This window comes from bacterium, assembly GCA_016873475.1.
GTDB lineage: Bacteria > Krumholzibacteriota > Krumholzibacteriia > JACNKJ01 > JACNKJ01 > VGXI01.
In genome coordinates, this window is the sequence record VGXI01000168.1 from 1 (window position 1) to 7160 (window position 7160).

At 71.1% G+C, this 7160-nt stretch carries 8 protein-coding genes; 3 read left to right on the forward strand and 5 right to left on the reverse strand.

The window, feature by feature from the left end:
• From FJ251_12035 to FJ251_12055, 5 genes are all read right to left on the reverse strand, one after another.
• Positions 1 to 721 (reverse strand): DUF1698 domain-containing protein (locus FJ251_12035; GenBank protein ID MBM4118439.1); only part of this gene is annotated, 721 nt, incomplete at its 3' end.
• 26 nt (positions 722 to 747) lie between these two features.
• A complete protein-coding gene (nadE, locus tag FJ251_12040) occupies positions 748 to 1722 on the reverse strand; it encodes an NAD(+) synthase (GenBank protein MBM4118440.1) in 975 nt (324 codons plus the stop codon).
• A gap of 54 nt (positions 1723 to 1776) precedes the next feature.
• Complete coding sequence (locus tag FJ251_12045) at positions 1777 to 3159, reverse strand: hypothetical protein (GenBank protein MBM4118441.1); 1383 nt, start codon at positions 3157 to 3159, stop codon at positions 1777 to 1779.
• 10 nt (positions 3160 to 3169) lie between these two features.
• Entirely contained in the window at positions 3170 to 3736 is a 567-nt protein-coding gene (locus FJ251_12050; GenBank protein MBM4118442.1) for a penicillin-binding protein activator LpoB, read from the reverse strand.
• An 81-nt stretch (positions 3737 to 3817) separates the two neighbouring features.
• Positions 3818 to 4363 (reverse strand): cob(I)yrinic acid a,c-diamide adenosyltransferase, encoded by a 546-nt coding sequence (locus FJ251_12055; GenBank protein ID MBM4118443.1) that lies wholly within the window; start codon positions 4361 to 4363, stop codon positions 3818 to 3820.
• Between the two features lie 110 nt (positions 4364 to 4473).
• Here FJ251_12055 and FJ251_12060 point away from each other — a divergent pair, with 110 nt between their 5' ends.
• From FJ251_12060 to FJ251_12070, 3 genes are all read left to right on the forward strand, one after another.
• Positions 4474 to 5238, forward strand: a complete 765-nt coding sequence (locus tag FJ251_12060) for a polyphenol oxidase family protein (protein MBM4118444.1) — start codon at positions 4474 to 4476, stop codon at positions 5236 to 5238.
• A gap of 181 nt (positions 5239 to 5419) precedes the next feature.
• Positions 5420 to 6706, forward strand: a complete 1287-nt coding sequence (locus tag FJ251_12065) for a Glu/Leu/Phe/Val dehydrogenase (protein ID MBM4118445.1) — start codon at positions 5420 to 5422, stop codon at positions 6704 to 6706.
• Positions 6707 to 6764: 58 nt separating this feature from the next.
• Positions 6765 to 7160: hypothetical protein (locus FJ251_12070; protein ID MBM4118446.1), on the forward strand; the 396-nt coding region annotated here is incomplete at its 3' end.

Genomic DNA, 7160 nt, shown 5'->3' on the forward strand with positions numbered 1-7160 from the left:
CCCCGCCCTCGAAGCCCATGAAGCGGCACATGTCCAGGGTGCAGAGCGCCGAGGGCTTCCACCACATGCCGCCCACGTAGCGGCCGAAGTCGGCGAAGCTGCGCTTGCGGTCGTCCACGGCCGTGGTCTCGATGAGCAGCGTGGCGCCGGGCTTAAGCAAGCCGCGCAGCAGGTAGAGGCCGACCAGCATGTCGCTCAGGTGATAGAGCACGCCGCTGAGCAGGATGAGGTCCAGGCTCGCCGGCGCCACCTGCTCGTGCACATGGTAGAGCGAACTCTGCAGGGTCCTGACGCGCGGCTGCCCGAAAGTCTCGCAGAGAAACCGACATTGCGCGAGGTGGCCGGGCAGCTCGTCGACGGCCAGCACCTCGGCGCCGCGCGCGGCCATCAGCAGACTGTGCCCGCCGGTGAAGCAGCCGATATCGGCCACCTTGAGCCCGGTGAGATCGCGCGGGGGCCAGCCCCAGGCGTCGTAGAGCCCGGCGATCTCCAGGTACTGGACGCCGAGGAAGCCCTCCTTGCGGAAGGGCCCGAAGTCGATCGTCTGGCCCCAGCCGTACTGCGCGCCGCGCTCGAGCTCGGCGATGCGTGCCTCGAGCCGTTCGCGCTCGGCGGCGGGCAGCTCCGCGGGCAGCGCGAGCGGCCAGGACACCAGCGCGCGCGGGTAGCTGCTCTTGAAGAAGTGGCGGCGGATCTCCCAGGCGAACTCGGACAGGGTCATCGGAGCTCCGATCGCGGCGCCGCGCCCTAGTCGTCCCAGTGCAGGGGCATCAGGCGCAGGTACTCGGTGGTGTTCTCCTTGCGCTCGAAGTCCTTCCACACGCGCTCGACCTGGGCTTGGGTGAGGCCCATCGCCTCAGCGGCCTCGCCGGCGCCCGTGTCGGGATCCTTCCAGGCGTAGTGGAGCAGGTCCATCGTCAGGAAGGGCAGGCTGTAGTAGAAGTCCTCCTGCGTGGTCTCCATCGAGTAGGTGTCCGTGGTCGGCGTGCGGCGGAGGATCTCCTCGGGCACCTGGAGCGCCCGCGCGAGCGCGTAGACCTGCGTCTTGTAGAGGTGCGCGATCGGCTTGAGGTCGGCGCCGCCGTCGCCCCACTTCACGAAGAAGCCCTGATCGTGCTCGTTCTTCTGGCCCGTGCCCACCACCGCGTAGTTCCGCTGCTCGGCGTGGTAGTAGACCATCAGCATGCGCACGCGCTGCTTCATGTTGCTGGCGGCGACGATCTGGAGGTACTCCTTGGGCGGGATGCGCTTGGTGTCGCGGCGGCCGTCGGGGTACTCGATGTTCATGCGGAAGATGTTGAGGCGATCCTGGTCCAGGATGTTCGCCGGCAGCACGATGTTGAACTTGCACGCCGGCGTGTAGTCGGGGAAGACGCGCCTGACCGCCTCGTCGCGGCGCGGGTAGCACTGGAGCCCCGTGAGCGCCGGCGTCAGGTTCTCGAGGATCAGCTCGAAGCCGTACTGCGCAGACAGCTGCTTGGCCAGCTCGTAGCTCACCGGGCTCGAGTCCTGCTCGGGCATCGCGATGCCGAGCACCCGCTCCGGACCCAGCGCCTTGCAGGCCAGCGCCACCACGGTGGAGCTGTCGATGCCGCCGCTCACGCCCAGGACGGCGCCCTGGCGACCGAGGCGGCGAACGATCTGCCGCTCCACTATCCGGGCAAGCTCGTCGGCAGTTCGCGGAGCATCGAGGGTGAGGATGTCCTTGTGGAAGCGGGCCATGGCGTCTCCTTGCGGGGGCCGGGGGGAAGGCGGGGCGGCGGCCCCGAGGTCTGGCTAGTAGAGTCTCAGCGCGAGAAATTGCAGGCGGCCGGGCGCGATGTCAACCTCGGCCTCGGCGCCGCCGCCCGTGCCCTGGACGCGGATGCGCTGAGGCCCGGCGGGCAGGGCGAGGCGGGCCACGGCCACGTGGGCGGGCAGGCTGCTCCAGGCGCGGGTGTCGGCCACCTCCGTCACGCTGCCGAGCAGGTTGGTCAGGAAGCCCGCGCCCTTGCCGTGCTCCTCCTCCATCTTCTTGGTGGACCAGTACTTTAGCAAGCCCCGGGCGACGGTGCGGATCACGACGGCCGCGTAGCGGTCCTCCAGGCACTGGTGGCTGAGAGCGCCCAGGTTGGCGGCTGGGGCAAGCGCGCCGCCGGCGGCGCCGGCCGACCAGCGCAGCTCCGGCGCCGGCGCGCCGGGCGCCACGGCCGGCAATGCGATGCTCAGCCAGTAGGCCAGCTCCTGCTCGCGGATGTCGCCGGCGCGCCAGCGACCGTAGGAATCGCCGGCAATGTGGAAGGCGCTCTCCGCGTTGTCGTCGCCTTCCGCCTGGGTGAAGATGGGAAAGTCGATGCGCTCGGAGACCTTGCCCGGCACGAGGCCCGTCTCCACGAGCAGCACCAGTTCGCCCTCGCCCGGCGCCGGCCGCGGCACCGCAAGATCCGGGTAAGCCTCGCGGTAGCGGGCCAGCTCCTCGTCGAAGCCCAGGCGCTCGCCGGCGCGGAACAGATCGTGGAGCAGGCAGTCCGGCGGGCCGGCGACACCGTAGACCGCGTGGGCCTGGTAGAGCCGCTCGGCTTCGCGGTAGTTGATCCAGGCGTCGTTCAGCTCGCCGTCCATCTCGTAGAGCAGTCCGGCGAAGTACTGGAGGAAGGGATCGTTGCGGTACTTGGCCTCGTCCGGGCCCGTGGCGGCCATGCGATCGATCGTCTGCGTCGCAGCGCGCCCCTCGACCGCCGCCGACTGCGGCGCTCCGGCCGCCAGGTAGGCGAGCGCCCGGTAGTAGTGGATCCAGGCGCCCTCGAACAGCTCGCCCCGGTACTCCTGCAGCGTGTCGTTGATGAGGAGCCGCGCCAGCTCGCGCGAGAGGCTGCGCGTGTACAGCTCGTCGACGAGCTGCTCGGCAGCGGCGAGGCTCACCTGAGCGCCCTCGAGATCCCCGCTCAGGTACTGGAGCAGGCCCCTCTCCATGAGGTAGGGCAGGCTGCGCTCGTCCGCGTCGTAGAGGCCGTTCAGGGTGGCGAGGGCCGCGGCCGGCTGGCCGGCCGCCACCTCCGTGCGCAGGCGCTGCACCTTGCCCGCATAGCCGCTGCAGGACAGGAGCGGCAAGGCGCAGACGAGGAGCAGGGCCGGACCGAACCGGGCCCGCGGGCGGCGTTGCAGGCGCAGGAGCTTCATGGCGCGCCGGCTAGCCCTTGAACTTGCCCTTCTGCTTGACCTTGTGGATCTTCTGGTTGCCGATCCAGACCTTCTGGTTGGTCTGGATGTTCACCAGCTCGAGGTCCGTGGAAAAGAAGAAGGCCTCGGTGCCGCCCGCCGCGTCGCCCTGCTCGTTGATCGTGCCGATCAGCATGTAGTCGGCGCCCAGCTCCAGACCCATCTGCTTGACCGTCTCCGGGTCCGCGTTGACGCGCTGGTCCATGCGCTCGCCGCGGATCTCGTCGCGCTCGTCCGCGCTGGCCACCACGTCCACCATGCCGCTGACCACGCAGGCCCGCTCGAGGTCCTTGAGGAAGATGTCGGTGGCGACGTGCTCGCTGGTCTTGTTGCGGATACTGCCCACGATGATGACAGGGTTCTTGCCCGCCGCCATCGCGTGCTTGTTGAGCCAGGGCGAGGCGAGGCAGTCGGCGATCATCGCCTCGGAGACGCGGCGACTGTCGCCGGCGTTCCAGCCGCCCGAGAGGTCGACGTCCGTGTCCGTGTCGATGCGGGTCACCTGCGTCTTGGCGCAGCCGCCCAGCAGGGCGCCCATCGCCACGAGGATCAGAATGAGCAGGATGGGAGTGCGCTTCATGCCTTCATGCCTCCAGTCGATGGCCGCCGCGCGGCCGCTTCAGTCGATGTGCCAGGGTTCCTCGTGGGCGCCCGCGCGCCGGTTCGCCCAGCGGGCCGCAACGAAGAGAAGATCGGACAAACGGTTGAGATAGACGACGATGCCCTCGGAAACGTTTAGTCCCCCGCTCGCGAGGGCCACGACCCGCCGCTCGGCCCGCCGGCAGACCGTGCGGGCGAGCTGGAGGGAGGCGCCCTGCGGCGCGCCCCCGGAGAGGATGAACTGCCTGAGCGGCGGCAGGTCCGCTTCCAAACGGTCGATCCAGGCCTCGAGCTGGGCCGGGCCCGCAGGGTCGAGTGGAGGCAGGGAGGCGGCCCCCGGCTCCGGCGAAGCAAGATGGGAGCCGATCGTGAAGAGCTCGCGCTGGATCGAGCGCAGAAGGGGCGACAGCTCGCCCTCGCGGTCGAGGGCGTCGGCCAGGCCGAGCGCAGCACCCAGCTCGTCGACGCTGCCGTAGGCCTCGATGCGCGGGTCGTCCTTGGCCGTGCGCCGGCCCCCGATCAGGCCGGTCTCTCCCTTGTCACCGCCGCGAGTGTAGATCTTCATGCCGCCCAGGATGCCGCCTGCCCCCACGGGGGACAAGGGATTTCCTGGCGCCCCGCAGCGACTTGCAGCATGCTGGCCGGGCGCGCCGCGGCGCGTGGAGGCGCCCGAGAATGAGCAGCTTCAGCATCGGCTCCGCCGGGCCCTTCCCGCTCGGCCGCTTCGACGGCCTCGCCGCCCTGCCCGGTCTCGCCCACGGCGTGAGCACCCGCGAAGGGCCCGACCTCCGCGCGGCCACCGACTCGCCCGATCACGCCCTCGCCGCCCGCCAGCTCGCCGCGGCCCTCGGCCTGACCGGCGCCGCCTGGCTCCGCCAGGTTCACGGCGCGCGGGTGACGCGGGCCCGGGTGGCGGGCTTCCTCGGCGAAGGCGACGCCCTGATCAGCGCCCAGCCCGGTCTCGCCCTCATCGTGCGCAGCGCCGACTGCCCGCTGGTCCTCGCGGCGGCGCTGGACGGCCGCGGCCGACCCACCGCCGTCGGCGTGGCCCACGCCTCCTGGCGCAGCACGGTGGCGGGCATCGCGCCGCGCATGCTGCTCGCCCTCGCCCTGCTCGCGGGCCATTCGCCCGGGCGCCTGCGGGTGGCCCTCGCCCCCTCGGCCGGCCCTTGCTGCTACGAGGTGGGCCCCGAGGTGCGGGAGGCGGCCGTCGCCGAGCACGGCAGGGCGGCCGGCGCCTGGTTTCCCGAGCGCGGCGGCCGCCTGATCTTCGACCTCTGGCGCGCCAACGCCGAGCAGCTCGCGCTCGCCGGCCTTCCCCCTGGGCGCCTGGAGCTGGCCGGGGTCTGCACGATCTGCGAGGACGCCCATTTCCACTCCTGGCGCCGGGACGGGGCTGCCGCCGGGCGTTTCGCGGCAGTCATCGGCCTGCGCGCCTGAAGGTCGGCCGGCATTCTCGCTTGCGGCATCCCCGATTTCCTCGGATAAGCATTGCGGTGCGGGCAGCGAGCGGGGCGGGGGTGCCTTTCACCCTTTCCGCCGCGCTTTCCTCGTTGCCGCGCCCGGCGCACTTCATACCTTGTCCGGGCATTGCGGGCCTTCATTTCCCGGAGGTGGGTTCATGGCGACGCGGGCATTCAACGCCTTCGAGATGGCGCAGCGGCAGTTCGACGCGGTGGCCGAGAAGCTGGGCCTGGACGAGCCCACGCGCGAGCTGCTCCGCCAGCCCATGCGCGAGTACCACTTCAGCATTCCGATCCGCATGGACGACGGCGCCGTGAAGGTCTTCCGCGGCTTCCGCGTGCAGCACAACGACGCCCGCGGCCCGGCCAAGGGCGGCATCCGCTTCCACCCCCAGGAGACCATCGACACGGTGCGCGCGCTGGCCACCTGGATGACCTGGAAGTGCGCCGTCGTGGAGATCCCGCTCGGCGGCGGCAAGGGCGGCATCATCTGCGACCCGCACCACCTCTCCGAGCGCGAGCAGGAGGCCCTCGCCCGCGGCTGGGTGCGCCAGATCGCGCGCAACATCGGCCCCGTGCAGGACGTGCCGGCGCCGGACGTCATGACCAGCGCCCAGCACATGCTCTGGATGCTCGACGAGTACGAGACGATCACGGGCGGCCACTACCCCGGCATGATCACGGGCAAGCCGCTGGGCCTGGGCGGCTCGCAGGGCCGCACCGAGGCGACGGGCTACGGCCTCGTCTACACGCTGCGGGAGGCGCTGCGTCGCCACGGCGTCGACCCGGCCGACACCATCGCCTCGGTGCAGGGGGGCGGCAACGTGTCCCAGTACGCGATCGAGCTCTACCAGCAGCTCGGCGGCAAGGTGATCTGCGTCTCGAGCTGGGACCAGGCCGACCAGACCAGCTACAGCTTCCGCCGCGAGGCGGGCGTGAACCTCGTCGAGCTGCGCGGCATCAGCGACCGCTTCGGCGGCATCGAGAAGGCCAAGGCCAAGAGCCTGGGCTACGAGGTGCTCCCCGGCGACGCCTGGATCGAGCAGGCCGTGGACATCCTCATGCCCTGCGCCCTCGAGAACCAGGTGAACGGCGAGACGGCGCCGCGCATCCACGGCCGCGTGCGCTTCATGGCCGAGGGCGCCAATGGCCCGACGACGCCGGAAGCGGACCTCGTCTTGCAGAAGAAGAACATCTACGTGATTCCCGACTTCCTCTGCAACGCGGGCGGCGTCACCTGCAGCTACTTCGAGCAGGTGCAGTGCAACATGAACTTCTTCTGGCCCAAGAGCGAGGTGCTCGAGCGCCTGGACGGCGCGATGACCCGCGCCTTCCACAAGGTCGCCGACCTCGCCGAGAAGAAGAAGCTCTACACGCGCGACGCGGCCTACATGATCGCCATCCAGCGGGTGGCCGAGGCCTGCCGGGCGCGCGGCTGGGTGTAGGGGCGCTGCGCGCCCCGCGCCCGCCGGCGGCGTCCGCGGCAGTCCGCGGCCGGGAGGCTTGACGCTGCTCTGCTTCTTCGCAACGGACCTCCACGGCAGCCTGGAGCGCTACGGGAAGCTCTTCGCAGCAGTGGCCGCCGAGCGCCCGGCGGCCGTCTTCCTCGGCGGCGACCTCCTGCCGCCGCCGGCAGGCCAGCGCGCGCTGCCCTTCGGCGGCGACGACTTCGTCAACGACTTCCTGGCCGCCGGCTTCCTGCGCCTCAAGGAGCGGCTCGGTGAGGCGGCGCCGGACGTCTTCCTGATCCTCGGCAACGACGACCCGCGCCGCACGGAGGCCGTCCTGCTCGACGCCGCGGCGCGCGGCGCCTGGACCTACCTGCACGAGCGGCGCCTCGAATGGCGCGGGCGGCCGCTGCTCGGTTACGCCTGCGTGCCGCCCACGCCCTTCCTGCTC